Source organism: Variovorax paradoxus, assembly GCF_024734665.1.
Classification (GTDB): Bacteria; Pseudomonadota; Gammaproteobacteria; order Burkholderiales; family Burkholderiaceae_C; genus Variovorax.
Genome location: NZ_CP102931.1, coordinates 255,948 through 281,402, shown reverse-complemented (window position 1 = coordinate 281,402; position 25,455 = coordinate 255,948). Strand labels below are relative to the sequence as shown.

Sequence of the window (25,455 nt, the reverse complement as noted above, 5' to 3'; positions counted from 1 at the left end):
CCCTCATGAGTCTTAGTCGGTTTTTGTCTTGGCCTTCTTCTTTTTCGAATCAGGAGGAACGCCAATGACTTTATTTAGCGCATCGACGCTCATTGATTCCAGGCCGGGGCTTTCCAGCTCTTTTTTGGCTTTTTCATGATAGGCAACAGGAACAAAATATCTCAAGTATTTAGGATTTTTCACGACCACATCTTTATTTCGCCCATCTTTGCCAATCACTTTTATCGTTCGCGTCAAATTCATATTGAAAGCAGAAAACCGAATTCGATCATCCTGATTTCCGCCCAGCAAAATCAAATCCTCCTCACTCGCTTTGCCATATGCAAGCCCCACGTGATATCCGTGCCCACTTCTATATGTGGCAACCGAAATGGCGCCATATATTGGCCTATCCAATTCGACAAACAAAGGATTTCGAATCTTTCTTTCTTCATCCATCTCATAAAATCCATGCGCTCGTCCCATCGTAGCTCGATGGTCTCGAAAACCCACGTTATCTATCGGATATCCCGCTTTCAACAGGCACCAATTGGCAAAAGCAGCGCACCAGGCCATTTTTGCTAGAGACTTCGAGCCATCCCCAATTTCGACGTGATAGTCAATTTCGCCTCCCAATATTTCCTCATGCCTGCCATATCTGAGTTTCGCTTCTGCAATAGCAATCGGCATCCAAGGAGCACGCCCGGGTGCCGGATTGATCAATGCCAAGACCTGCCCCATACCTCCTTTGGATCGCTCCGAATCCGATGGCTCAATGCTGGACGAAATTGGAGGCGCTGGTGGTGGAGGAAAAATTGGACGCTTCGGCGGAGTTACCGGAGTTGCCGGCGCCTTTGCTGTTGCTGCTGGTGGAGTCGGTTGGTTATCACTTAGTTTTACCTTGCCGCTCCCATGGATAAGCAATACCTCACCAGGATAGATTCTGTCGCTGCTCAAGCGATTTTCATCCTTTATTGCTGTAACGCTGGTGCGATAAAGCTTTGCAATTTTCCAGAGACTGTCTCCAGGCAGAACCACATAGCTCATCGGCTTCTTCTGCCTTGGTGTGGAACTATTGATCTTCTCTGAACCTGCGACACCCTTCCATTTTCTGAATTTCGCCAGAAGATTGAAATCCTTGCCCGCACTGCCTTGAATCGATCCGACGGTCACGTACTCTTTGGTCTTCGGGTCCGCGACCTTGACGTGCACAGCTGAGTTGTCCGCAGGATGAATCACCGGCGGAAAGCGCCCTGTCGCATCAGATCGAACCTTTTCTTCTTTGCCTTCTCTTTGCAGGATGATTTCCGTATCGGGCAGAGGTTGACTGCCGTTAGTCGCGTTGATTCTGCTTACAACAACCCAGATTTCTTTCCTGGTTTCGGCATTGGCGTGATATCCCTCGATCTCTGAAATGCCGTTAATTATTTTCTCAAGCTCCGCATTGGTGCATTCGCCTATTTTTCTATAAGCCGGAATGCCGCTTGTCTTGAGCAAATCACTCGTATATTTTTCCGTATCGTTTTCTTTCTTCGGGGCATAGATTGGAATAGCCTCTGAAATGGTTCGCTCGCCATGCAGCCGCTTCAGGTTTGCTTTCAGCTCCTCTCGCCCTGAATCTTCGTCGGGGAAGATCAGAAAAGTTCTGCCCGATCGGGTTGTGGCAAATCCGACGTAACCTTTTGCCTTCCTGGGAGCTGGTACGCCATCTACCATTCGGGCTGTCAAATCTCCAGGATTGTTTATTCGCCATGGCAAGGTCCCGCCAGAGCGCAGCAAATGGCGGCCGTCTTCACAAATGAATTCGGCGACTTCGATATTGGGGTGGTAGGTTGCAGATATCAGCTTTGGCATGATCAGATTTACCGCTTACGCCCGCTCTTTCAAATGCGATCCCACTGCGGACTCAGATAGAAAATGATTGAGGCCGGGATCGCTCATTGATTTGGCGAATCTTGAGTTTTCGATATCTGGCGCGCTGTCGTCCGAGTCATCGCTGTCGTCTTCGCCGTTTTCAGGCTCGAAAGCGTCGGTATTGCTCTGCGCCGCACGAATCGTCGGAACAGGACTCCAGTCCCAGGCTTCTTCACCCACGACCAGCATTGCTTCGTCGGGCGTCTCGAAGCTGATTCGCGGTAGCCGCCCATCGTCGGGAATGACTCCCTCGGCCTTGACCTGCTTTCGCTCGTCCAGGATCTTGTAGGGCAGCCCTGCCATTTCCATGTGCTTGAAGACTTCGTCGCTGCCAAGGGGTGCGAAGCGAACGCTGTACTTGTCGTCGTGGCCGACACCCTCCATTCGCAGGAGCTTTTCCATGTCCATCGGCCCCGCGTAGCTGTGGATGCCCGCGTGCTCGCGCCAAAGGCCCTTGGTTCCATGCACGATCCCCGAGGCGCTCCACTTGGTGAAGCTGCTGCCTCCGTTGATCAGGATCTCTTCCTTGGCGGTGATGCTGATCTTGTTGGCCTCCAGCTTGATGTCGAGCTTGGCCAGCAGATTGATGCTGTTCTGCAAGGCGACGATGTCTATGCCGGCAGTAGCGGCGGTCAGGCGGATGGCCCTGTAGGCGAAGAGGCGCGCGGCCTCCTTCACGCTGACCAGAAAGCTCTTGCCCGCGCTGACGCTGGTATGTCCCCCGCTGCTCAACGCGTTGTGCGTAATGCTGGCGATGTGGGTTGCGCCCGCTGCGGTGCTCTGGATGCCGGCCGCGCTGGCGAGCACGAGGTGAGGCTCGCTGAGTTCCGGAAACGTGCCTTGCTGCGAGCCACCATCCTTGCCGCCCTTGCCCTTGATGGCGTCGTTCTGCTCCTTGAGAACTTTCGTGACCGCATCCTGGTCGCCCGCTTCGTGCGCTTTGGCCTCTTGGGCAGTTTGGCTCTGGCGTTCGTGCAGATCGCGTGCGGCCGTCAGGCGCGCCACGGTCTCCCCCAGGTCGGTGATGTGCGCCTGCGCATTGGGTCGTGTCTCGGTGGAAAGCAACAGGCCCCTGGCGGCACGCACCGCGGCATGACCGTCGGTACGCAGTTCGGCGCCCTCGCCCCGGTCGTCCTTGCGGCCTGCCGTGTCATCGATGCGACCGATGTGGCCAAGGCTCAGGCTGCTGCTGAGGTGGTCGCTCTTGAGTTGCGCCTGGATCTTTCCATGGTGGTCGTCCAGCGCCAGATGATTGCCGCGTGCTCCGCCCGTACTGCCCGAACCATCGTTTGCACTCAGTTCGCGGCTGCGAATGCCTGAGAGATTCGTCTGTTCGGGCAAACGCCACGCCGGCATGTTCTCGGCGTTGAACACGCGTCCGGTGACGATGGGGTAGTCCGGATCGCCGCTCAGAAAATCGACGATGACTTCATGGCCGATACGTGGCAAGGCCGCTGTACCGAAGGTGTCGCCGGCCCAAGAGGTGGACACACGCACCCAGCAGCTGGAGTCCTCGTTGCGCTGGCCGAGGCGATCCCAATAGAACTGGACTTTGACGCGGCCGTACTGGTCGGCCCATATTTCCTCATTCTTCGGGCCGACCACGATGGCCGTCTGCGGACCACGCGTGCGAGGCTTTGGCGTGGTGCGCACCGGCCGCCATGCGTAGCTGACGGGCTGCGCTTCGAACGCAAAGCGCTGGACGGAGCCTTCGCCGGCATTGGCACCTTCGCTGGCCTGGAGGTTTTCTTGCAGCTCGTATTCGACGCTGGTCAGAAGGTACTTCTGGTTCTGGTCGTCCCTTGGGTGGCTGGCGAGTTCGAAGGTGTGGCCCGGTGCGAGTTCACGCCGGTTGGAGCGCCCACTCGCAACGCAGCGTGCGCTCAACTGCTCTTCGGTTCGGATGCGCGCGTAGGCCTCGCCGTCGTCGTGCTGCTTGTAGCCACCGGGCCATGCGTACAGCTCGAAGTCGTCGAACGCATGACCCGAGTGCGTTTGCAGTTGACTCGATAGGTCCGCCCTGGGTTTGAGGGGATCGTATTCATTGGTGAAGTGAAAGCCGGAGCGGACTTCTTCGCCGGTCTTCCATTCATAGATGCGCTCGTTCGGCTTCGGGCCTCCGCCAGTCATGCCCGCCTTCTCCAGAGGATGGAAGCGCACGGTCTCGCCACCGGGCAGCGGATCGTGCGATGTGGCGATGTCGTCAGCGAACACGAGCACCTGTTGCGAGGCCTCGTGCCTGAAGTAGTAGTAGATGCCTTCGTGCTCGCACAGGCGCGAGATGAAGGCGAAATCGGTCTCGTCGTATTGAGTGCAGTAGTCCCACGTGCGGTAGCTGCGGCTGAGCTTCTGCTCGGTGGAAAAGCCGTAGCGCTCCAGCACTTCCATCACGATTTCGGGAACGCTCCTTGACTGGAATACGCGGAAATCGCTGCGCCTGGTCGCGAGCCACAGCCAAGGCCGCAGCTGAAGCCGGTAGAAAGAATGCCGGGCGTCTTCCTGCTGGAACCCGAATGCTGCGGCGATACCCCCCAGGTAGCGCGTGCCGCCGCTTTCGGTTTGCACCGCCACGGTGGCGGGCTTTCCGAGCAGCAATTTCGGATCGATGCCGTTGCTGCTGCCCAGCAGGTCGATTTCGAAATCGTAGAGCTGGCTCAGCGCCTCACGACCGGCAAGCCGATGGAATTGCAGCGCCGCTCCCAGCGGCGTTTGAATAGTGACGCGGCGTGTCATTGCACCGCCGAAGACGCAAAGACGCACGCCGGGCGAACATGCCAGCGCGTGCCATCGAAGATGGACATGGATCCTCCCTGAAATCGCTCCGCTCTAACGGCGGTAAGCTTTGTCAGAGTATGTAAGTGCCTGGGGCTTTCCAGCAGGCAGCAGCGAGAAGTGCCTGCGAATCCGTGAACGAATACACGCGCCAAAAGTGGCTTGCGTGCCTCGGCAAGAACATTGGTTCCGAATGTTTACTACTGGTTGACTGTCGGATCACCTTCAGGCGAATCCGAGAAAAGAACGTCTCTCAACAAACCCCAAGAGCGCTGATCAGGCGCGCAGATCAACCCGCCAGTGAGATGGTCCGGCCTGTACGGCGACCCGTCGAAATGAGCGCTGTAGCCGCCTGCCTCTTTATGAATGAGCCAGCCCGCAGCGTGGTCCCAGGGCATCAGCTTGTTGTAGAACAGCGCGTGGCAATGGCCCGCGGCCGCCATCCTGTATTCATGCGCAGCACAGCGCATCCAGAAGTTCATGGCGACCTTCGGCAAATTTCGGATCACCGTCGAGCGCATCGGCTCCGGAAGAAAGTTCGTGCCGGCCACTACGTGCATCTGGTTGACCGGCACAGGGAGAGCGACCTTCATCTCCTTGTCGATCAGGTCGGCCCCTTGCCGCCAGGCACCGCCCCCGCGCACTGCGAATGACGTGTCGTCGCAGACAGGGTCATGGATGATGCCCAAGACGACCTCGCCTCGCACCGTGGCCGCGAGCATGACGCCAAAGAGAGGAACGCCGGAAGAGAAGTTCTTCGTTCCGTCGATGGGGTCGATGATGAACGCGAGCTCGGCCGTTGCGATCCGCGACAGCACGCCGGGGTCGCGACCAGCCGCCTCCTCGCCAATGACGAGCGCGCCCGGATAGAGCTGAAGCAGCCGCTGCGCAATCTCGCGTTCCGCAGCCTCGTCTGCATCCGTGACCACGTCGAAGGTGGAGGACTTTTCTCTCGTGCTGCTGGCCATCGAGCCATTGAAGCGCGGCATGATCTCGGCGCGCGCGACTTCGGCCAGGATCTTCCCCACGATCACCGCGTCATGGCGAGTGAATGTTTTCATGCAGAGGCATTTCTCCGAGGAAAAATGAAAAAGGCCGGAAGCTTCTGAAAGCTTCCGGCCTTGTATCTGGTCCCGCCGCCAGGAATCGAACCTGGATCTCAGCCTTCGGAGGGCCGAATTCTATCCGTTGAAATACAGCGAGGAATTGGGGTCCGGCATGCACCGGAGCCACGCATTATCGCCTATCAGGCGGCGACCGTTTCGGCTTCAGCCGCAACAGCGGTGCCCGGCAGCGGCCGGGCGAACCCAAGCCCCGCCAGATAGACCCGGAAAGTGCGCCTTCCAGTCTGCACCAGGTCGAAGGCCCCGGGGTCGAGCAGCCAGTTCTGGATGAGCCCGCTGATGAGTGCGTGCAACCCTTGCGCCGCCGCGTTGCCCGGCAGCGGCAGCTTGATATGGCCGCGGCGCGCGGCCAGGCGCAGGGCCTTCTCGAAATCGCCCACGCAGGCGTTGCGGGCGTCGAGGTGGCGCTGCTGCACCGAGGCCATGTCGTGGGTGTATTCGACCTTGTGGGTCGCCACATCGAATACGCGGCGCACCTGGGGGTCGGTGGCCATGAGGGTGAGCGCGTGGATCATGCCCTCCTCGATCTCGGCCAGGGGGTCGTCGGTGACGCCTGCGGTGGCGGGCTTCGGCGCGGCTTCCAGCGGCAGGATGACCCGCTCCATCATCGCGTTGAAGAGGTCGGCCTTGTCCTTGAAATGCCAATAGATGGCGCCGCGCGTCGCGCCGGCCTGCTGCGCGATCTGCTGCAGCGTGGTCTGCGATACGCCCTGCGCCTGAAACAGCAGCTCCGCGGCATCGAGCAACCGATGCCGCGTGGCCAATGCTTCTTCTTTCGTCCGACGTGCCACCAAGTCTCCTGATTTGTAAAGACAACGCCCTCTATGTATCGTGGGGCCATTCGCGGTTGTCACTATACATCCATGAATGTATGTAAACTCGCCGGTTTCCTCGATGGCCCACCTGGCTACACAGGTTTCCGGTTTGTTCCGCGAACGCGCCATCTCCCGTCTTCGCTTCAAAGGAATCGCATGCCTCTCCTGCATGTTTCGCGTCATTCGTCCTTTTCGCCGCGTCTCGCGACCGTGGCCGCCGTCGTCCTGCTGGTCCTTGCGGGCTGTGGCAAGAGCGATGCGCCCGCCGGTCCGGGCGGCGCCGGCGGTGGTGGCCATCCCCCGGCACCCGAGGTGGGCGTGGTGGTGGCTGCGCCGACCGATGTCGGCCTCGTCACCGAGCTGCCCGGCCGCCTCGAGGCCTCGCGCGTCGCCCAGGTCCGCGCCCGTGCCTCGGGCATCCTGCTGAAGCGCGAATTCCGCGAAGGCAGCGACGTGAAGGCCGGCCAGTTGCTGTTCCGCATCGACCCCGCCCCGCTGGTGGCCGCCACGCAGAACGCCCAGGCCACGCTGGCCCGAGCCGAAGCCAACGCAGTGCAGGCCAAGGCCCTGGCCGACCGCTACAAGCCGCTGGTCGAGGCCAATGCGGTCAGCAAGCAGGAATACGCGACCGCCGTGGCCTCCGCCAAGCAGGCCGAAGCCGATGTGGCCTCGGGCCGTGCGGCGCTGCAAACCGCCAAGATCAACCAGGGCTATGCCGACGTGACCTCGCCCATCGCGGGCCGCATCGGCCGCGCCCTCGTCACCGAAGGCGCACTGGTGGGCCAGGGCGACGCCACCGAGCTCGCCGTGGTGCAACAGGTCAACCCGCTGTACGTGAACTTCACGCAGTCGGCTTCCGACGCGATGAAGCTGCGCCGCGCAGTGGCCGCCGGGCAGTACAAGCGCGCGAGCGGCGAAGAAGCCGCAACCATCCGCGTGGTGCTGGAGGACGGCACCGACTACCCGCTGGAAGGCAAGCTGCTGTTCTCGGACCTCACGGTCGACTCCACCACCGGCCAGGTCACGCTGCGCGCCGAAGTGCCCAACCCCAAGGGCGAGCTGCTGCCCGGCCTGTACGTTCGCGTGAAGCTCGAACAGGCGCAGGCCACCAACGCGATCACGCTGCCGCAGCAGGCCGTCACGCGCACCCAGCAGGGTGACACCGTGTCGGTGGTCGACAAGGACGGCAAGATCAGCAAGCGCACCGTGAAGATCAGCGCCGCCAAGGACAACCAGTGGGTGGTGCTCGATGGCCTGAAGGCCGGCGAGCAGGTGATGGTCGACGGCTTCCAGAAGCTGCAGATGATGCCGCCCGGCACGCCGGTGAAGGCGGTCCCCTGGACCAAGCCGAATCCGAACGCCGCGGCCACGCCGGCCGCAGCGGGGTCCGCACCGGCGGCGCCTGCCCCGGCCGACAAGGCCGCGGCCGAGAAGAAGTAATCAGGAGCGCGCCCGCAAATGGCCAAATTTTTTATCGACCGACCGATCTTCGCCTGGGTGATCGCACTGTTCATCCTGGTGGTGGGCGGCGTGTCAATCACCCAGCTGCCGATCTCGCAGTACCCGCCGGTGGCGCCTCCCGCCATCGTCATCAACGTCGCCTACCCCGGCGCCTCGGCCCAGACGCTCGAGGACAGCGTGCTGTCCGTCATCGAGCGTGAAATGAACGGCTCGCCAGGCCTGATCTACATGGAATCGGTGGCCCAGGCCGACGGCACTGGCTCCATCACGATCAGCTTCGAGGCCGGCACCAACGACGACCTCGCACAGGTGGACGTGCAGAACCGGCTGTCGCGCGCGACGCCGCGCCTGCCGGCTGCCGTGACGCAGCAGGGCGTGCGCGTGGACAAGTCGCGCAACAACTTCCTGATGTTCGTGATGCTGTCCTCGGACAATCCGAACATCGACCCGGTGGCGCTCGGCGACTACACCGCGCGCAACGTCGTGCCCGAGTTGCAGCGCGTGGTCGGCGTGGGCCAGGCCCAGCTGTTCGGCTCCGAGAACGCGATGCGCGTGTGGATCGATCCGGCCAAGCTGCAGGGCTTCAACCTGTCGGCGACCGACGTCAACAACGCCATCCGCGCACAGAACGCCCAGGTGTCCTCGGGCACGCTCGGCGACCTGCCCAACATTCCCGGCCAGGCCATCGCGGCCACGGTGACCGTGAACGGCCAGCTCGTCAACGTTGAGCAGTTCAAGAACATCGTGCTGCGCGCCAACACCGATGGCTCGACCGTGCGGCTGAAGGACGTGGCGCGCGTCGAACTCGGCGGCCAGTCGTATGCCACCTCGGCCCGCCTGAACGGCGTGCCCGCGGTCGGTATCGGCGTCCAGCCCACGCCCAACGGCAACGCGCTGCAATCGGCCAAGGCGGTTCGCGCGAAGATGGCCGAACTCGAGCGCTACTTCCCGCAGGGCGTGAAGTGGAACATTCCGTACGACAGCTCGCGCTTCGTGCAGATCTCGATCACCGAAGTGGTCAAGACGCTGCTGGAAGCCGTGGCGCTGGTGTTCGTGGTGATGTTCCTGTTCCTGCAGAACTGGCGCTACACGATCATCCCGACCATCGTGGTGCCGATCGCGCTGCTGGGCACGTTCGCCTCGCTGCTGGCGCTGGGCTTCTCGATCAACGTGCTGACCATGTTCGGCATGGTGCTGGTGATCGGTATCGTGGTGGACGACGCCATCGTGGTGGTGGAGAACGTCGAGCGCATCATGAGCGAGGAGGGGCTGCCGCCTCTCGAAGCCACGCGCAAGGCCATGAAGCAGATCTCCGGCGCCATCATCGGCGTGACGGTGGTGCTGATCTCGGTGTTCGTTCCGCTCGCGTTCTTCGCGGGTTCGACCGGCAACATCTACCGCCAGTTCTCGGCGGTGATGGTGGCTTCGATCGCCTTCTCGGCATTCATGGCGCTGTCGCTCACGCCGGCACTTTGCGCCACGCTGCTCAAGCCGGTGGAAGCCGGCCACCATCACGAGAAGACCGGCTTCTTCGGCTGGTTCAATCGCGGCTTCGCGCGCACGGCCAAGGGCTATGAGAGCGTGGTCGCTCGCATCCTGCGCCGCGCTGCCCGCTACCTCGTGATCTACCTCGCCATCATCGGCGCGGTGGTGTTCACCTACACCCGCCTGCCGAGCTCGTTCCTGCCGCAGGAAGACCAGGGCAACATCATCGTGAACGTGCAGTTGCCGCCTGGTGCGACACAGGAGCGCGCGCTATCGGTCATGCAGCAGGTCGAGGGTTTCATCCTGAAGCAGCCGGAAGTGCAGAGCATGGTGGGCGTGATGGGCTTCAGCTTCTCGGGCCAGGGCCAGAACGCGGGCCTCGCCTTCGTGACGCTGAAGGACTGGGACGAACGCAAGGACCCGGCCCACTCGGCCAGCGCGCTCGCCGGCCGTGCCTTCGGTGCGCTGTCGGGCATCCGCGACGCCTTCATCTACCCGCTGAGCCCGCCGCCCATTCCTGAACTGGGCAACGCCAGCGGCTTCAGCTTCCGTCTGCAGGACCGCTCGGGCGCGGGCCACGAGGCGCTGATCAACGCGCGCAACCAGCTGCTGGGCATGGCCTCGCAGAGCAAGGTCCTGGCGCAGGTTCGCCCCGACGGCCTGGAAGACGCGCCGCAGTTGCAGATCGACATCGACCGCGACAAGGCGAATGCGCTGGGCGTGAGCTTCGACGCGATCAACGCGACGCTGTCGACCGGCCTGGGTTCGAGCTACATCAACGACTTCCCGAACCGCGGCCGCCTGCAGCGCGTGGTGGTGCAAGCCGACGCCCCGGCGCGGATGCAGCCCGACGACCTGCTCAAGCTGAACGCCAGCAACACGCAGGGCCAGCCGGTGCCGCTGTCGGCCTTCGCGACCACCAAGTGGGTCACGGGTGCCACGCAGACGGTGCGCTACAACGGCTACCCGGCGATCCGCATCAGCGGCGACGCCGCCGCCGGCTACAGCACGGGCGCCGCGATGGCCGAGATGGAAAAGCTCGCCGCGCAGCTGCCGCAAGGCTTCGGCTTCGAGTGGACCGGCCAGTCGCGTGAAGAAAAGCTCGCGGGCTCGCAGGCCATCGTGCTGTACGGCTTCGCGATCCTGGCGGTGTTCCTCTGCCTGGCTGCGCTGTACGAAAGCTGGTCGATCCCGCTGTCGGTGATTCTGGTGGTGCCGCTCGGCGTGCTGGGCGTGCTGGTGGCGACGATGCTGCGCGCCTATTCGAACGACGTGTACTTCCAGGTGGGGCTGATCACCATCATCGGCCTGTCCGCGAAGAACGCGATTCTGATCATCGAGTTCGCCAAGGACCTGCAGGCGCAGGGCAAGGGCGTCATCGAATCGGCGCTGGCGGCTGCCCACCTGCGGTTCCGCCCGATCATCATGACCTCGCTGGCCTTCGGCCTCGGGGTGGTGCCGCTCGCGATCGCCTCGGGCGCCGGCTCCGCCAGCCAGCGCGCCATCGGCACCGGCGTGCTCGGCGGCATGGTGACGGGCACTGCACTGGCCGTGATCTTCGTGCCGGTGTTCTTCGTGGTGGTGCGTACGCTGTTCAAGGGCAGTGCGCGCCAGCATGAAGCCGACAAGCGACACGCCGAAGCCGCCGGCATCGCGGAGGAAAAACATGACTAAGAAACTGATTCCCACAGCCATGGCCGCCGCGATGCTGCTGGCCGGCTGCTCGCTGATTCCGACCTACGAGCGCCCCGCCGCGCCGGTGCCCACCACCTACCCGGGCGACCCGACGCAGCCGCCCGGCCAGGCCGCAGCCAACCTGCCCTGGCAGGACTTCTTCACCGACGCGCGGCTCGCGGGCCTGATCCAGACCGCGCTCGTGAACAACCGCGACCTGCGGGTATCGGTGCTCAACATCGAGCAGGCACGCGCGCAGTTCCAGATCCAGCGCTCGGCGCTGTTCCCGGCTGTGGGCCTCACTGGTTCGGGCTCGCGCTCGAGCCCAAACCCCTACCAGGCCTTCGACTCCAGCGTGGGCAGCGTGTCGTCGTCGTACAGCGTCAACCTGGGCTTCAACGCCTGGGAGCTGGACTTCTTCGGCCGCATCCGCGCGCTGAAGGACCAGGCGCTGGCGCAGTACCTCGCCACCGACGAAACGCGCAAGGCAGTGCAGATCAGCCTGATCGCGTCGGTCGCCAACGGCTGGCTCACGCTGCTGGCCGACGACGAGCTGCTCGAGATCACGCGCCAGACGATGGTCACGCGCGAAGAGTCGGTGCGCCTCACGAAGATGCGCTTCGACAACGGCGTGTCGTCGGAGCTCGACTTCCAGGCCGCCAACTCGCTGCTGGAAACGGCGCGCGCCTCCTATGCACAGCAGCAGCGCACGCGCGCGCAGGACGAAAACGCCCTCGCCCTGCTGCTGGGCGCGCCGGTGCCGGCCGACGCCACGGCGGGCGGCATCAAGGGCCTGGACGGCATCAAGCCGATGCCCGACGTGCCGGCCGGCCTGCCTTCCGACCTGCTGGCCGAACGGCCCGACATCCGCTCGGCCGAGCAGCAGCTGATTGCGGCCAACGCCAACATCGGCGCGGCCCGCGCGAACTTCTTCCCGCGTGTGTCTCTGACGAGTTCCATCGGCACCGCGAGCAGCGAGTTCTCGGGCCTGTTCGATCGCGGCTCGAAGGCCTGGTCCTTCGCACCGACAGTGACGCTACCGATCTTCGACGCGGGCAGCAACATCGCCACGCTCGACTCGGCCAAGGCCGGGCGCGAGATCGCGGTGGCGCAGTACGAGAAGTCGATCCAGACCGCGTTCCGCGAAGTGGCCGATGCACTCGCGGGCCGCGCCACGCTGGGCGAGCAGGTGCGCGCACAGCGTGCGCAGGCCGATGCGGAGGCGGTGCGCTTCAAGCTCTCCGACCTGCGCTATCGCAACGGCATCGCCAGCGCGCTCGACCTGCTCGACGCACAGCGCTCGCTGTTCACGGCGCAGCAATCTGCAGTGACCACGCGCCTGCTGCAGCTGCAGAACCAGGTCACGCTGTACCGGACGCTGGGTGGCGGCTGGGCCACACGCGACAAGGGCTGAGACGCCAAGGCGTCCGATAAGGGTGGTCCCTTGTCCGTTCGGGCAAGGGGCCTCTCTATAATCGCCGGTTGGTTAGGACAAGCCCCCCGACGAGCCCCCGATAATTGAGGACGCCAATGAGCGCAGACCCGCATTACCAGGCCACAGAAGAAGCCCACACCGGGCCGATCAAGAACCCGAAGCAACTGCTGCTCGCGGTATTTTTCTCCTTCATAGCCCCGATCCTGATCATCGTGGGTCTTGTCTCCTACGTGGTCTCGGGCACCAAGCCCGCCGGCATCGCGGAGGGCGACAGCATGTCGCTCTACGGTGTGACCAAGGAAGCGCGCGACCGCGAAGTGGCCGAACGCCTCAAGAAGGTCGGCGCCATCGAGATCCGCGACGCCAACCGCCCGCTCGCTGCAGGCGAGGTCGTGTTCAAGGCCCAGTGCGTCGCCTGCCACGGAGCACCCGGCATTCCCGGCGCCCCGCACTTCCAGGACGCAGCCGCTTGGGGCCCCCGCATCGGCCAAGGCTACGCAACCCTCCTCGAGCATGCCCTGAAGGGCAAGGGCGCCATGCCCCCGCAGGGCGGCGGCGACTTCGAAGACCTCGAAGTGGGTCGTGCAGTGGTCTACATGGCCAATGCCGGCGGCGCCAAGTTCCCGGTGCCGGACCGTCCGGCCGCTGCTGCACCTGCTGAAGGTGCCTCGGGTGCGGCCCCTGCGGCCAGCGCTGCTGCCAAGTAAGCGTTTTCCCTAGTCACGAAAGAAAGCCGGCCCAGCGCCGGCTTTTTTCATGGGTGTGCGGCAGGGGCTGGTGTGGCAGCGTGGCGCTCGGCCGGGCTCAGCACGTGTCCGAAGCGACCGGGCAGTTCGCTGGCCTGCACCGCCTCCGGTATCCACAGGCCGCGTTCGACGGCCTCCGCAGCGATGCCCACGTCCTGCGTGTGCACCAGCCCTAGCCCAAGAGGCGAAATCAGATAGAGCCGGCCTTCCTCGTCGAGCAGGCAGCCCGACACCTCGGTCGCCTTGCCTGTGTGAGCTGTGACGGTGAAACCACCACCCTCGTCTTCGGCGACCCGCCATACCAGCGGCGAAGCCGCAAGTTCCACATACACACGCTGCGGCCCGTTCTGGAAGAACCACTGCCCTTCGTCGTCGTGCTCGTAGTTGCGATGGATGAAGTCGATCAGCTTGTCGTGCCTGAGCATCGAGCCCTTGGCTTTACGAAACGGGCCCTGCGCCTGGGTACGGTCGTCACGCATGTACCAGTTGCCGCGCGCATCGAGGCCGAGCCAGCCGTAGCAGTGCGGCACGTTGGGCCATTTCGCGAGCGCTTGTTTGACGATGTCGTCCATGGCGTCATTCTCGTCCTGGTGGCAAGCCCCCACCGTCAGTGGAAGCGCCGCCATGCAGCTGCAGCCAGCCGCCCACCAGTTCCGGCATGCCGCGCACGTGCCCCGGCGGCGGCCCCATCGGAAAGCCCACATGCCCGCCGTGCGCGGGCTGCCACAGCGTGACGTGCGCCCCCACCTCGCCGGGCTTCGGCAGGCTGCGAGCCGGAATGAAGGGATCGTTGCGCGCATTCACCACCAGCGCAGGCACGCGGATCGAGGCCAGGTGCGGCTTGGCCGAACCCCGCGACCAGTAGTCGTCGACATCGCGAAAGCCGTGCAGCGGGGCGGTGAAGACGTTGTCGAAGTCGTAGAGGTTGCGCGACGACATCAGCCGCTCCCGGTCGAACAGGCCCGGAAACTGCGCCAGCTTGGCCAGCGCCTTGGGCTTCATGGTCGCGAGGAACATGCGCGTGTAGACCAGCTTGTTGAAGCCCTGGCCAATGGCTTCGCCGCCTGCCGCAAGGTCGAGCGGCGCGCAGACCGAGGCCACGGCGCCCACCACGCCCGAAGCGGTCTCGCCCGCCTCCGAGGCCCATCGCATCAGCGCATTGCCTCCCAGCGACACGCCCGCCGCCAGCACCGGCCCGCCGCCCTTTTGCACATGCTGGTCGCGCATGCGCGTCAGGATCCAGCCAATCTCCTCGAAGTCGCCCGAGTGGTAGGCGCGCGGCGCCAGGTTCAGTTCGCCGCTGCAGCCGCGGAAATGCGGCACCGCGAAGGCCATGCCGCGAGACGCTGCAAAGGCAGCGAAGGCTTCGGCGTAATGACTGCGCGACGAGCCTTCGAGCCCGTGGAACAGCACCAGCAGCGGCCTCGAGCCCGGCGTTGGCGCATCCACGAAGTCGACGTCGATGAAGTCTCCGTCCGGTGTGGGCCAGCGTTCGCGCCGGTAGACCGGGGCCGGCCCGTCGAAGCGACGGGCATAGAGCGCGGCCCAGATGGTCTGCAGGTTGCCGCCGGGCAGCCAGCGCGGCGCCGCGTAGTCCATCGACTGGAGAGCGGCAGGAGAAGAAGCGGAAGGAGTAACGAAGGAAGGCATCAATGCAGGGTCTGGGGCGGATCGTTCGCGTCGTCCGGCTCGCGCGCACTGCCCGGGCTCGCATGGTGCGCCACCATGCGCCAGCCCTGGGCGGTCTTGTGATAGACGTTGGTGGCCAGCACGAAGGCATGGCGCGGGCCTTCGGCCGTGAGCACCTCGATGCGCTCGAGCACGTTGTGCACGGCGCTGCCGAGCGACTCGATCTTGCGCACCCGCGCCGGCATGGCGTGGATCGCGCCGTTGCCGAACATCTGCTCGAAGGCCGCGCGGATCGCCACGGTCCCCACCAGCCGTGGGCCGCCGGGGTGCACGCAGAACACTTCGTCCTCGTCGGCCCAGCAGGCCATCAGCGCATCGATGTCGCCGCGTTGCAGCGCTTCATAGAAGGCCGCTTCGACGTCGTCGGCAGTGCCGCCGATGGCCGCAGCGGCGCGGAGTGGGGTCTTGGGCATTGCGCGATTTTGCCGCGCTGTCCGTGACGGCGGCACTGCACCGCTTTGGTCCGGCCTGCACCGTGCTGCCGCAATCCGGCTGGAACGCCTGCTCCACTTTGGACCAAATGGTCAAAACGTAGAGGCCACTTTTCCATAAGCCATTGATTTGAAACGACTTATCCAGCTGGCACGGCGCATGCAAGGAGCTTCGCGACCTCGCAACAGGAGCCCTTCCATGAACGTCGGCATCTTCATTCCCATCGGCAACAACGGCTGGCTGCTTTCGGAAAACGCACCGCAGTACAAGCCCAGCTTCGAACTCAACAAGCAGATCACGCTGAAGGCCGAGCGCTACGGCGTCGACTTCGCGCTGTCCATGATCAAGCTGCGCGGCTTCGGCGGCAAGACGGAGTTCTGGGACCACAACCTGGAGTCGTTCACGCTCATGGCCGGCCTCGCGGCGGTCACCAGCAAGATCAAGCTCTTTGCCACCGCCGCCTCGCTGGTGATGCCGCCGGCCATCGTGGCGCGCATGTCGTCGACCATCGATTCGATCTCCAACGGCCGCTTCGGCCTGAACCTCGTCACCGGCTGGCAGCGGCCCGAGTATTCGCAGATGGGCATGTGGCCCGGCGACCAGTTCTTCGGCACGCGCTACCAGTACCTGAGCGAATACATCCAGGTGCTGCGCGACCTCTGGGGCACCGGCCAGTCCGACTTCAAGGGTGACCATTTCAAGATGGACGACTGCCGCCTGAGCCCGCAGCCGCAGGCTGACATGAAGGTGATCTGCGCCGGCCAGAGCGACGCGGGCATGGAGTTCTCCGCGAAGTACGCCGACTACAACTTCTGCTTCGGCAAGGGCGTGAACACGCCCAAGGCCTTCGCGCCCGCGGCCGAGAAGCTGATCGAAGCCGCCACGAAGACCGGCCGCCACGTCACCACCTACGTGCTGATGATGGTGATCGCCGATGAGACCGACGAGGCCGCACGCGCCAAGTGGGAACACTACAAGGCCGGCGCCGACCACGAAGCCATTGCATGGCTGGGCCAGCAGGGCGCGGCCGACACCAAGTCGGGCGCCGACACCAACGTGCGCCAGATGGCCGACCCGACCTCGGCCGTGAACATCAACATGGGCACGCTCGTCGGCTCGTATGAAAACGTCGCGCGCATGCTCGACGAAATGGCCGAGGTGCCCGGCACCGAAGGCGTGCTGCTGACCTTCGACGATTTCCTGCAGGGCGTCGAGGCCTTCGGCGAACGCATCCAGCCGCTGATGAAGAGCCGCGCGCACGTGCAGAGCCCCGTGCCGTCGCGGGTCGAACCCGAACGCCTCGCGGCCTGAACAGGAGCGTCACGTGAGCACTCCGGCACACAACACCACCCTCACATCGAACACCCCCGTCGGCGCACCGCGCCTGCCGGGCGCCCCGGCACCGCTGGTGCTGCCCGCGCGCCCCGAACCGCTGGCACTGCACGCGACCGATTCGGCGCTGATCGTCGTCGACATGCAGAACGCCTATGCATCCATCGGCGGGTACGTCGACTCGGCCGGCTTCGACATCTCGGGTGCGCAAGGCACCATCGCCAACATCGCGCGCACCATAGCGGCGGCGCGTGCGGCCGGCATGCTGGTCGTGTTTCTGCAGAACGGCTGGGACGCGGCATACGTCGAGGCCGGCGGCCCTGGCTCGCCGAACTGGCACAAGTCGAACGCACTCAAGACCATGCGCGCCAAGCCCGAGCTGCAGGGCAAGTTCCTCGCCAAGGGCGGCTGGGACTACGAGCTCATCGAAGAGATGAAGCCGCAGCCCAGCGACATCGTCGTGCCGAAGACGCGCTACAGCGGCTTCTTCAACAGCACGCTCGACAGCACGCTGCGCGCGCGCGGCATCCGCCACCTGGTGTTCACCGGCATCGCCACCAACGTGTGCGTCGAATCGACGCTGCGCGACGCATTCCACCTCGAATACTTCGCCGTGATGCTCGAAGACGCCACGCACGAACTCGGTGGACCCGCGATCCAGAAGGCAGCGGTCTACAACGTCGAGACCTTCTTCGGATGGGTCTCCACGGTGGATCACTTCTGCAGCGCCTTCGCACCCGCATCCATCACCCAACCCGCACCGGCCGAAGCGGCCACTGTCTGATTCTTTTCAAGGAGCTCTCTTCATGCCCAAGCAAGCCATCATCCCGCCCGGCACCGGCGTGCCACTTGCCCCCTATGTTCCCGGCACGCTCGCCGACGGCGTGCTCTACGTGTCGGGCACGCTGCCCTTCGACAAGGACAACAACGTGGTGCATGTCGGCGACGCAAGCGCGCAGGCAAGGCACGTGCTCACCATCATCAAGGGCGTGGTCGAGGCCGCGGGCGGCACCATGGACGACGTGACCTTCAACCAGATCATGCTCAAGGACTGGGCCGACTACGGGAAGATCAACGCGGTGTATGCCGAGTTCTTTCCCGGCACCAAGCCCGCGCGCTACTGCATCCAGTGCGGCCTTGTGAAGCCCGATGCGCTGATCGAGATTGCCTCGATCGCGCACGTCGGCAAGAAGGGCTGAGCTTCATGAGCGCCCTGCACTATGAGGTGCACGGACCGTCCGATGCAGCAGCCACCGTGCTGCTGTCGTCGGGCCTCGGTGGCTCGGCCGGGTTCTGGCAGCCGCAGCTCGGCGCGCTGGTTGCCGCCGGGCACCGCGTCATTGCGTACGACCAGCGCGGCACCGGCCGCAGCCCTGCAGCATTGCCAGAGACGTATGCCATCGAAGACATGGCGAAGGACGTGCTCGAAATCCTCGACGCCACGAACACTTCGCAATGCCACTTCGCGGGCCATGCGCTCGGCGGCCTCGTGGGTTTGCAGCTCGCGCTCGACGCGCCCTCGCGCATCGCGAGTCTCGTGCTCATCAACGCATGGTCGAAGCCCAACCCGCATTCGGCGCGCTGCTTCGATGCGCGGCTCGCGCTGCTCGGCGCCTGCGGTCCGCGCGCGTACGTGGAAGCGCAACCGATCTTCCTGTACCCCGCAGCCTGGGCCGCCGAACACGCACAACGCGTGGCCGACGAAGTCGATCACGCCTTCGCGCACTTCCCGGGCGAGGCCAACATGCGCGCACGCATCGCCGCCTTGCGCGCCTTCGACATCGACGCCCGCCTCGCCGACATCACTGCGCCCACACTCATCGCCGCGGCGAAAGACGACACGCTCGTGCCCTGGACCTGCTCGCAGCGCCTGGCCGATGGCCTGAGCGACGTCACGCTCGACTTCATGCCGCACGGCGGCCATGCCCACAGCGTGACCGAAGCCGAAGCCTTCAACCGCAGCCTGCTCGACTTTCTTTCGCGGGTCAGCGCATCCGCCGTTCCAGCATGACCACTCTTGCATCCACACTCGACGACGCCGCGCTGTCGCTTCTCTTCACCGGCGCGCGCACCCACAACGGCTGGACCGACGAACCCGTCACCGACGCACAGCTGCAGCAGATCTATGCGCTGGCGAGCCTCGGCCCCACATCGGCCAACTGCTCGCCCGCGCGCTTCGTGTTCGTGCGCACGCCCGAAGGCAAGCAGCGCCTCGCACCCTCGCTCTCCAAGGGCAACCTCGACAAGACCATGGCCGCGCCGGTCACGGTCATCGCGGCGTGGGACCGCAAGTTCTACGACAAGCTGCCCACGCTGTTCCCGCATGCCGATGCGCGCAGCTGGTTCACCGGCAGCCCCGAGGCCGCGCACGAGACCGCCTTTCGCAATGCCAGCCTGCAGGCGGGCTATCTGCTGCTCGCAGCACGCGCGGTCGGCCTCGATGCAGGCCCGATGTCGGGCTTCGACAAGGCGAAGGTCGACGCGGCCTTCTTCGAAGGCACCGACTGGACCGTCAACTTCCTCATCAACCTGGGCCATGGCGATGCGTCGAAGGTGTTCGGCCGGCTGCCGCGGCTGCCCTTCGACGAGGCCTGCGTGCTGGCCTGAAGGACTCACCACATGCTGCTGAATGCCATGGCCTCCCACGCTGCTTCATCGTCATCGAACCCCGCCGGCCTGCTGCCGAGCCTGGAGAAGGCCGACTACCGCAACGCGATGGCGCGGCTGGGCGCGGCGGTGAACATCATCACCACTGACGGCCCCGCAGGCCGCGCCGGCTTCACGGCATCGGCCGTGTGCAGCGTGACCGACGAGCCGCCGACGCTGCTGGTGTGCCTGAACCGTTCGGCCTCGGTGTACCCGGCATTCAAGACCAACGGCGTGCTGTGCGTGAACGTGCTGGCAGCGGGGCACCAGTCGCTGTCCGCATTGTTCGGCGGCAAGACGCCGATGGACGAACGCTTCGCCGCCGGCCAGTGGAGCCGCAAGACGACCGGCTCGCCGATGCTCGACGACGCAGCCGTTTCCTTCGACTGCCGCGTGGTGCATGCCACGAGCGCGGGCACGCACGACGTGCTGTTCTGCGAAGCGGTGGCCATTGCCATCGGTGGCGCGACGCAGGGCTTGATCTACTTCGACCGGCGCTATCACGAGATCGCGGCGCCGCCGCAGCACTGACCCGTCCTATCCCCTCTCCCCTCGGGGAGAGGGTCAGGGTGAGGGGGCAGCGGCGCTTGCAAAGGCAACATTGGCTTCGATGCCGCAGCCCTCACCCCAGCCCTCTCCCCGAGGGGAGAGGGAGCAAGACTCAGCGCGGCGTGATGCCTTGAAGAAAGATGCGCTGCACGTTCTCGACGGTCTTCTCGAAGAACGCCTCATCGTCCAGCGTGTGCCCCGACAGCGCCTGCACCTGCACCCCGAAATCCGCGTAGTGCTGCGTCACCGCCCATAGCGCGAAGATCAGGTGATGCGGATCGACAGGCGCCAGCTTGCCCGCTTCGACCCACGCGCGAATCACCTCCGATTTTTTCTCCACCAGCGTGCGCAGTTCACGATCGAGCTCGTCGCGCAGCAGCGGCGCGCCCTGGATCATTTCCAGGCAGAAGAGCCGTGACGCATCGGGCCTGTCACGCGAAACCACCAGCTTGCGGCGGATGTAGTCGCCGATGGCCTCGCCCGGGTCCTGCTCGGCGCTGAAGCCGCGCAGCGGTTCGAGCCACAGCGCGAGCAGATCGCGCAGCACGTTGACGTAGAGCTCTTCCTTGTTCGCGAAGTAGTAGAGCAGGTTGCTCTTCGATACATCGGCGCGTGCCGCCACTTGGTCGATCGATGTGCCGTGCAGGCCGAAGCGGGAGAACAGCCCCAGCGCCGCACCGAGGATCGCGCTGCGCTTGTCCTCGATCTGACGCAGCCGGCGGCTCACCGCGGACGCACTGCGCACCGCGGGTTTCGCGCGCTTGCGCGCCGGGCTCTTCTCTTTGCTGGCACTGGCGGCCAGCGCTTTGGTCTTCGGCATCTTCCCTCGCTCTTGTTCGTTCGTTAGTGAATCGGCAGACAGCACAGCGCACCACTGTAAGGCCGTGATGCATCGCCTTGCGCCGCAGCCGCCTTCGCAGCGCGTCGTTGCGCACCATGCTGACGCGACGGATGCGTTTTGTCCATTTGGTCCAACTGGCACAGACGTTGCATGGCGAAAGGCATGCCAAGCATGAGGAACCTGCCATGACCCTGCTGTCCGTACCCATCATCGATCTAGCGCCCTACTTCGCGGGCACCGCCGAAGGCAAGGCCGAGGTCGCGAAGAAGGTCGACGAGGCCTGCCGCAGCATCGGCTTTCTCGTCATCACGAACCACGGCATTGCGCCCGGGCTGATCTCGCGCGTGTCGTCGCTCTCGCGAAAGTTCTTCGACATGCCGCTGGGCGAAAAGCGCAAAGTCGATCGTCCACGCGAAGATGCGGTGCGCGGCTACAGCGCGGTAGGCGAGGAAGGGCTCTCGTACAGCCTCGAAGAAGCGGCCCCCGGCGACCTGAAGGAATCGTTCTCCATCGGCCCGTCGAACGTGCCGCAAGACGACTACCACCGCGGCCCCGCCGCCGGCCCGCATTTCGAGCCCAACAGCTGGCCGCCCATCGAGGGCTTCCGCGAAGCCTACGAGGGCTACTTCGAGGCGATGAGCGATCTCTCGCGCTCGCTGATGCGTGTCTTCGCGCTCGGCCTGTCGTTGCCCGAGACCTTCTTCGACGACAAGATCGACAAGCACATCAGCATGTTCCGCGTGCTGAGCTATCCGCCGCAGCGCGAGCAGCCGTTGCCCGGCCAGTTGCGTGCGGGCGCGCACAGCGACTACGGCAGCCTCACCATTGTGCTGCCCGATGACAAGGGTCTGCAGGTGTTCAACAAGGCCGGCCAGTGGGTCGATGTACCGCAGGTCGAGGGTGGCCTGGTGGTCAACATCGCCGACCTCATGATGCAGTGGACCAACGACCAGTGGGTGTCCACGCTGCACCGTGTGATCAACCCGCCCTTCGAGATTGCGAGCACCAATCGTCGGCAATCGCTGGTGTTCTTTCATCAGCCGAACTACGACGCGATGGTCGAGTGCTTGGCTAGCTGCCTTGCCCCGGGCGAGACGGCGAAGTACGCACCGATTTCCTCGGGTGACCATCTGACTTCAAAGTTCGTCAAGCAGACGACCTTTGGTGGCACGAAGGCGATGGCTTGAGATGACGGCTTGCTGTTCTTCGGGGCGCGATCACGCCGACGGGGTACCTTGCTCCGCGAATGTCCCCCGGCCTTCGGCCTCCTCCTTTATTTCGCTGCGCAAGGCACCCCATCGACGTGATCGTTCAGAGCACTTGTTGATCGGCCCGCATGAGCGCTGCGTCCATGTGCGAATGGCATCGGGTGCTCCCCGCAGCGAAATAAAGGAGGAGGCCGAAGGCCGGGGGACATTCGCGGAGGGGAGTACCCGGTGTCATTCGCACGCACCCCGAACAAGAACACCAACAACCGCGCAATGAGCAACTGAACATGGCCCATCTCTCCTACGTCAACGTCTTCGCAAAAGACGTGGTCGCACTCAGCGGCTTCTACCAGCGCGTATTCGGCTTCCCCGAGATCGAAGCAATCCGCTCGCCGATCTTCCGAGGCCTGGATACCGGCAAGTCGAGCCTGGGCTTCAACGCACTCGATGCCTACGAGCTGCTGCACCTGAGCGAGTTTTCAGACACGCGCGGCGTCAAGTTCCTGCTGAACATCGACGTCGACAGCCAGGCCGATGTCGACCGCATGGTGCCCGTCGCGCTCGAAGCCGGCGCCACGCTCATCAAGCCGCCGTACGTCACCTACTACAACTGGTACCAGTCGGTGCTGCTCGATCCCGAGGGCAATGTGTTCCGCATCAACTTCATGATGTGACGCGCGCTGCGCTCGTTCTTTTTTTCGTCCTCCCTTTCTTCAAAGCCTCTCACCAAAGGTAGTCCCATGCAGTTGCGCACCCTCACTCCCGGCCTGGGCCTCGCGATGACCGTCGCGGCCAGCGGCGCCTTCTTCACCACGCTGCCCGCTGCGGCCGCCGACGGCTTCACGCTGAAGGACAAGCCGAAGATCGCGATGCTCTACTTCGGCCCGAAAAATGATGGCGGCTGGACGCAGGCCTTTGACGAGGCCCGCGTGAAGATCGAAAAGGAAATCGGCCAGAAGATCCAGTTCGTCGAGAACGTTCCCGAAGACGCATCGGCCATCAAGCCCGCTGCGGAGAAGTTCATCCAGCGCGGCGCCAACATCGTGATTGGCACCGCCTTTGGTTATTCCGACAGCTTCAAGGACCTGGCCGCCAAGTACCCCGATGTTGCCTTCCTCAACGGCTCGGGCACCACCAACGGCAGCAACCTCGAATCGTTCTACGGCCGCACCTACGAAAGCCAATACCTCTGCGGCATGGCCGCCGGCGCTGCATCGAAGACGGGCAAGCTCGGCTTCGTCGCGGCCAACGCCTTCGCGCTCGGTGCGCAGAAGATGAACCCGAACGCCACGGTGAACGTGATCTACACCGGCGCCTGGAACGACCCGGTGAAAGAACGCGCCGCTGCCGCCGCGCTCATCGACCAGGGCGCCGACGTGATCGGCCAGCACGTCGACAGCCCCACGCCGCAGATCGTCGCGCAAGAGCGCGGCGTGTACGGCACCGGCCACCACCGCGACCTGCGACAGTTCGCGCCCAAGGCCACGCTGTGCTCGTCAGTGTGGGTGTGGGACCGCTTCCTGACGCCCGAGCTGAAGAAGGTGATGGCCGGCAACTGGAAGCCCGCGCAGTACGGCGCCTTCATCGAGATGAAGGACGGCGGCACCGACATCGCAGGCTTCGGCCCAGCCGTGCCTAAAGACAAGGCCGCGGCCATCACCGCCGAGCGCGACGCGATCATGAAGGGCAAGCAGGTCTACGCAGGCCCGCTCGCCGACCGCGACGGCAAGGAGCGCGTTGCCAAGGGCGCGGTACTGTCCGATGCCGACCTGTGGAAGATGGACTGGTTCGTCAAGGGCGTGGTCACGCAGAAGTAATTTCATGCCCAACAACGCGCTAGAACTCACCGGTATCCGCAAGTCCTTCGACGGCTTCGCGGCGCTGACCGACGCTCACTTTGCCGCGCGCTGGGGCGAGGTGCATGCGCTGCTGGGCGAGAACGGCGCGGGCAAGTCTTCGCTGATGAACATCGCGGCCGGGCTCTATGCGCCCGAGGCCGGACAACTGCTGGTGGACGACAACGCGGTGCGTTTCGCCGGTCCGCGTGACGCGGCGAAGCACCGCATCGGCATGGTCCACCAGCATTTCAAGCTGGTGCGGCCTTTCACGGTGGCGCAGAACATTTTGCTCACCGCGCCGCCGCCGGCCGAATTCCAGAGCCATGGCGAGCGGCTGCGCGAGATCGAGCGCGACATTCGCAACAAGGCCTCGGAGCTGGGCTTTGACATCGATCCGTCGAAGCGCATCGATGCGCTGTCGATTGCCGAACAGCAACGCGTCGAGATCCTCAAGGTGCTGCTCGCGGGCGCGCGCATCCTGATCCTCGACGAACCCACGGCCGTGCTGACCGACCAGGAAGCCGCGCGCCTGCTGCAGACGGTGCAGGGGCTGGCGCGTGCGGGGTCTGCCGTGGTGCTGGTCACGCACAAGATGGCCGATGTGAAGACCTATGCCGACCGCGTGACGGTGATGCGCGGCGGGCGCACGGTGGCCACGCTGCGGCCGGGCGAAGCATCGGTCGCCGAGCTGGTGAAGCTCACGGTGGGTGAATCGATTGCCACGCAAGGATTCCAGGCTTCGACCGTATCGCGCGGCCCCGTGCGCCTTTCGGTGCGCGGGCTGCGCACGCCCGCCTCGCCCGAAGGCCGTCGCGTGCTCGACGGCGTGGATCTCGAACTGCACGCGGGCGAAATCTACGGCCTTGCTGGGGTCGGCGGCAACGGCCAGGGCGAGCTGGCGGGCGCGATCATGGGCCTGCCGGGTGAAGCCACCGAAGGCGAGATCCGGCTCGAAGGCCACGGCGACCTGAAGACCATGGCCGCGTCGGCACGCCGCGGCATCGGCATTGCAGCCATTCCGGCCGACCGATACGGGCTCGCGCTAGCGGGCGGCCTGTCGGTGGCCGAGAACTACGCAATCGGCCGCGTGCACACCGGCCGCTACGGCCCCGTGTGGCGCCTGCGCCGTGGCCGCATCCAGAGCGATACGCAGGAAGCCGTGCGCGCCTTCGACGTGCAGGGCGTGCGCTCGGTCGCGCAGAAGGCCGCGCTGCTCTCGGGCGGCAATGCGCAGAAGCTGGTGCTCGCGCGCGAGTTCGGCAAGTCGCCCGCGCTGGTGCTTGCGCACAGCCCGAGCCGCGGGCTCGACGTGCGCGCCAGCGCCGAGGTGCATGCGCGGCTGCGCGCCGCGCGCGACAGCGGCGCGGCGGTACTGCTGATCAGCGAAGACCTCGACGAAGTGCTGCAGCTGGCCGACCGCGTGGGCGTGATGACGCGCGGGCGCATCGCCGGCGAGTTCGCGCAGCCTGCCGACCGGCAAGCCATCGGACAGGCGATGGTGGACCATGGCTGATG

Annotated in this window: 22 protein-coding genes and 1 tRNA gene; 14 read left to right on the top strand and 9 right to left on the bottom strand. The window is 64.6% G+C overall.

From position 1 onward, the window contains the following. Positions 1–12 precede the first annotated feature (12 nt). From NWF24_RS01325 to NWF24_RS01305, 5 genes are all read right to left on the bottom strand, one after another. Positions 13–1,833: a LysM peptidoglycan-binding domain-containing protein gene (locus tag NWF24_RS01325; RefSeq protein ID WP_258352665.1), complete on the bottom strand. Its 1,821-nt coding sequence runs from the start codon at positions 1,831–1,833 to the stop codon at positions 13–15. A gap of 15 nt (positions 1,834–1,848) precedes the next feature. Further along, positions 1,849–4,626 (bottom strand): type VI secretion system Vgr family protein, encoded by a 2,778-nt coding sequence (locus NWF24_RS01320; protein WP_258352664.1) that lies wholly within the window; start codon positions 4,624–4,626, stop codon positions 1,849–1,851. A gap of 239 nt (positions 4,627–4,865) precedes the next feature. Continuing rightward, the gene (locus NWF24_RS01315) at positions 4,866–5,726 is read right to left on the bottom strand and encodes an inositol monophosphatase family protein (RefSeq protein WP_258352663.1); all 861 of its coding nucleotides are present in this window, start codon (positions 5,724–5,726) and stop codon (positions 4,866–4,868) included. Positions 5,727–5,793: 67 nt separating this feature from the next. After that, positions 5,794–5,868, bottom strand: a tRNA-Arg gene (locus NWF24_RS01310). Between the two features lie 43 nt (positions 5,869–5,911). Next, positions 5,912–6,583 (bottom strand): TetR family transcriptional regulator, encoded by a 672-nt coding sequence (locus tag NWF24_RS01305; protein WP_258352662.1) that lies wholly within the window; start codon positions 6,581–6,583, stop codon positions 5,912–5,914. Positions 6,584–6,760: 177 nt separating this feature from the next. Here NWF24_RS01305 and NWF24_RS01300 point away from each other — a divergent pair, with 177 nt between their 5' ends. The 4 genes from NWF24_RS01300 (at position 6,761) to NWF24_RS01285 (ending at position 13,366) form a co-directional block, all read left to right on the top strand. After that, positions 6,761–8,044, top strand: coding sequence for an efflux RND transporter periplasmic adaptor subunit (locus NWF24_RS01300; protein WP_258352661.1), 1,284 nt, complete (start codon positions 6,761–6,763; stop codon positions 8,042–8,044). A gap of 18 nt (positions 8,045–8,062) precedes the next feature. Then, entirely contained in the window at positions 8,063–11,224 is a 3,162-nt protein-coding gene (locus NWF24_RS01295; protein WP_093079004.1) for an efflux RND transporter permease subunit, read from the top strand. Beyond that, positions 11,217–12,638 carry an efflux transporter outer membrane subunit gene (locus tag NWF24_RS01290; RefSeq protein WP_258352660.1) on the top strand — a complete coding sequence of 474 codons (1,422 nt, stop codon included), beginning with the start codon at positions 11,217–11,219 and terminating at the stop codon, positions 12,636–12,638. Before NWF24_RS01295 ends, NWF24_RS01290 begins: the two co-directional genes overlap by 8 nt. Positions 12,639–12,754: 116 nt before the next feature. Beyond that, positions 12,755–13,366: a c-type cytochrome gene (locus NWF24_RS01285; protein ID WP_258352659.1), complete on the top strand. Its 612-nt coding sequence runs from the start codon at positions 12,755–12,757 to the stop codon at positions 13,364–13,366. A gap of 47 nt (positions 13,367–13,413) precedes the next feature. Here NWF24_RS01285 and NWF24_RS01280 read toward each other — a convergent pair whose 3' ends face one another. The 3 genes from NWF24_RS01280 to NWF24_RS01270 are packed head-to-tail and all read right to left on the bottom strand — an operon-like array spanning position 13,414 to position 15,507. Then, entirely contained in the window at positions 13,414–13,977 is a 564-nt protein-coding gene (locus NWF24_RS01280; RefSeq protein WP_258352658.1) for a DUF2946 family protein, read from the bottom strand. A gap of 4 nt (positions 13,978–13,981) precedes the next feature. Next, complete coding sequence (locus tag NWF24_RS01275) at positions 13,982–15,004, bottom strand: YheT family hydrolase (protein ID WP_258355406.1); 1,023 nt, start codon at positions 15,002–15,004, stop codon at positions 13,982–13,984. Between the two features lie 50 nt (positions 15,005–15,054). Next, positions 15,055–15,507 (bottom strand): YybH family protein, encoded by a 453-nt coding sequence (locus NWF24_RS01270; protein ID WP_093057704.1) that lies wholly within the window; start codon positions 15,505–15,507, stop codon positions 15,055–15,057. Between the two features lie 217 nt (positions 15,508–15,724). Here NWF24_RS01270 and rutA point away from each other — a divergent pair, with 217 nt between their 5' ends. The 6 genes from rutA to rutF are packed head-to-tail and all read left to right on the top strand — an operon-like array spanning position 15,725 to position 20,035. Further along, positions 15,725–16,837: a pyrimidine utilization protein A gene (rutA, locus tag NWF24_RS01265; protein ID WP_258352657.1), complete on the top strand. Its 1,113-nt coding sequence runs from the start codon at positions 15,725–15,727 to the stop codon at positions 16,835–16,837. A 13-nt stretch (positions 16,838–16,850) separates the two neighbouring features. Beyond that, the gene (gene rutB, locus NWF24_RS01260; protein ID WP_258352656.1) at positions 16,851–17,642 is read left to right on the top strand and encodes a pyrimidine utilization protein B; all 792 of its coding nucleotides are present in this window, start codon (positions 16,851–16,853) and stop codon (positions 17,640–17,642) included. A gap of 22 nt (positions 17,643–17,664) precedes the next feature. After that, positions 17,665–18,057, top strand: coding sequence for a pyrimidine utilization protein C (rutC, locus tag NWF24_RS01255; RefSeq protein WP_258352655.1), 393 nt, complete (start codon positions 17,665–17,667; stop codon positions 18,055–18,057). Between the two features lie 5 nt (positions 18,058–18,062). Beyond that, entirely contained in the window at positions 18,063–18,869 is an 807-nt protein-coding gene (gene rutD, locus NWF24_RS01250) for a pyrimidine utilization protein D (protein ID WP_258352654.1), read from the top strand. After that, positions 18,866–19,465: a malonic semialdehyde reductase gene (locus NWF24_RS01245; RefSeq protein ID WP_258352653.1), complete on the top strand. Its 600-nt coding sequence runs from the start codon at positions 18,866–18,868 to the stop codon at positions 19,463–19,465. The genes rutD and NWF24_RS01245 overlap by 4 nt, the downstream gene beginning before the upstream one ends. 12 nt (positions 19,466–19,477) lie before the next feature. Then, positions 19,478–20,035, top strand: coding sequence for an NADH-dependent FMN reductase RutF (rutF, locus tag NWF24_RS01240; protein WP_258352652.1), 558 nt, complete (start codon positions 19,478–19,480; stop codon positions 20,033–20,035). 130 nt (positions 20,036–20,165) lie between these two features. On the opposite strand, the gene rutR is transcribed toward rutF, so the two are convergent. After that, positions 20,166–20,873, bottom strand: coding sequence for an HTH-type transcriptional regulator RutR (rutR, locus tag NWF24_RS01235; RefSeq protein WP_093057710.1), 708 nt, complete (start codon positions 20,871–20,873; stop codon positions 20,166–20,168). Positions 20,874–21,079: 206 nt separating this feature from the next. Between rutR and NWF24_RS01230 the strand changes: the two genes are divergently transcribed. The 4 genes from NWF24_RS01230 (at position 21,080) to NWF24_RS01215 (ending at position 25,453) form a co-directional block, all read left to right on the top strand. Beyond that, positions 21,080–22,081 carry an isopenicillin N synthase family dioxygenase gene (locus tag NWF24_RS01230; RefSeq protein ID WP_258352651.1) on the top strand — a complete coding sequence of 334 codons (1,002 nt, stop codon included), beginning with the start codon at positions 21,080–21,082 and terminating at the stop codon, positions 22,079–22,081. A gap of 308 nt (positions 22,082–22,389) precedes the next feature. Further along, positions 22,390–22,776 carry a VOC family protein gene (locus NWF24_RS01225; RefSeq protein WP_258352650.1) on the top strand — a complete coding sequence of 129 codons (387 nt, stop codon included), beginning with the start codon at positions 22,390–22,392 and terminating at the stop codon, positions 22,774–22,776. A 66-nt stretch (positions 22,777–22,842) separates the two neighbouring features. Next, positions 22,843–23,919 carry a BMP family ABC transporter substrate-binding protein gene (locus NWF24_RS01220; RefSeq protein ID WP_258352649.1) on the top strand — a complete coding sequence of 359 codons (1,077 nt, stop codon included), beginning with the start codon at positions 22,843–22,845 and terminating at the stop codon, positions 23,917–23,919. Positions 23,920–23,923: 4 nt separating this feature from the next. Beyond that, entirely contained in the window at positions 23,924–25,453 is a 1,530-nt protein-coding gene (locus NWF24_RS01215) for an ABC transporter ATP-binding protein (protein ID WP_258352648.1), read from the top strand. Positions 25,454–25,455: the final 2 nt, after the last annotated feature.